The organism is Photobacterium phosphoreum (genome assembly GCF_002954725.1).
Lineage (GTDB): Bacteria > Pseudomonadota > Gammaproteobacteria > Enterobacterales > Vibrionaceae > Photobacterium > Photobacterium phosphoreum.
The window spans coordinates 1,050,455-1,051,607 of sequence record NZ_MSCQ01000002.1; the positions used below are offsets into that span (position 1 = coordinate 1,050,455).

The window sequence follows — 1,153 nt, forward strand, 5'->3', positions numbered from 1 at the left end:
GAAATTGCCTTCAAGCTTATCGCTTCCAAAGACATGGCACTGTCGTGACTCGATACGGCCATGACCTTTTTTAAAAATAATGTTATTGGCTACATTTGCTCGCTCAGCTGTAAATGCTTTTTCTACCGCTTTAAGGTTAATACATTAAGTGCAGCATTAGATATCTGTTTAGATGGGTTTGGTATTACCTATATTCCTGAGTTTTTATGTCGAAATCTTATTGAGGAAGGACGACTTATCCATATATTACCAAGCCTTTATGCGTCACAAGTCCCGATACCTGTAAGCTTTATTTATCCAGAACGTGATTTAATGCCTCGACAACTACGCGCATTTATTGATTTTACAATCACACGCTTTCAAGATGATATTCAGCGACGAAAAAAAGATAACTAACATGATCCTACATTTAAAATAAACCGTGATTAGGTCTAATGCCGATCAGTTAAGATCTAAATATTTAGGTTGAACGATCCTCGCAGTGTGTAAGAATCCGAGAATATTTATATTCTCGGATTTTTTTATGGATGTCTCACAAGCCTTAAATATTATTAATGACTGGAAACCAAATCAAATTGAAACACTGTCTGATTTATTACCCTTAGAGTTAATTAATGAAGCTTATGCACTGACTGATACTGTAACGATGAGAAAGCGAAAGCTTACTCTAGAGTCTATGGTTTGGCTGCTTGTGGGTATGGCTATCTATAATGATAAGTCCATGAAAGATTTGGTTAATCAACTAGATATAGTCGATCGAACAGGTAAAGCTTTTGTTGCTCCTAGTGCGTTAACACAACGTCGCAAAACATTAGGAGAACCTGCAATGAAAGCTGTTTTTGAGCGAATGACCGCCTCTTGGATTGAGAGTGCACAACTCCCACAATGGAATGGTTTAACTCTTTTAGCTGTTGATGGCGTTGTTTGGCGAGCACCGGATAGTCCTCAAAATAATAAAGTTTTTTCGCGTCAAAAAGATACCCAATACCCTCAAGTAAGAATGGTTTGTCAGATGGAACTCAGTAGCCATTTAATTACGGGTAGCGCTTTCGATGACTATAAAGTCAGTGAAATGATAATCGCTGAAAAATTGATAGAAACTACACCTGATTATAGTGTCACTATGTTTGATAAGGGGTTCTATTCTTTAGGG

Annotated in this window: 2 protein-coding genes and 1 pseudogene; 2 read left to right on the forward strand and 1 reads right to left on the reverse strand. The window is 37.3% G+C overall.

Annotation, left to right across the window (positions count from 1 at the left end):
* Nucleotides 1–132, reverse strand: a pseudogene (locus BTO21_RS20295) (ISAs1 family transposase); the annotation flags it as partial.
* 51 nt (nucleotides 133–183) lie between these two features.
* Between BTO21_RS20295 and BTO21_RS16550 the strand changes: the two are divergent.
* Both BTO21_RS16550 and BTO21_RS16555 read left to right on the forward strand, forming a co-directional pair.
* Complete coding sequence (locus BTO21_RS16550) at nucleotides 184–396, forward strand: type 2 periplasmic-binding domain-containing protein (RefSeq protein ID WP_244906771.1); 213 nt, start codon at nucleotides 184–186, stop codon at nucleotides 394–396.
* 127 nt (nucleotides 397–523) lie between these two features.
* Nucleotides 524–1,153, forward strand: a 630-nt coding sequence (locus BTO21_RS16555) for an IS4 family transposase (protein WP_146107839.1), incomplete at its 3' end; no start/stop codon positions are given.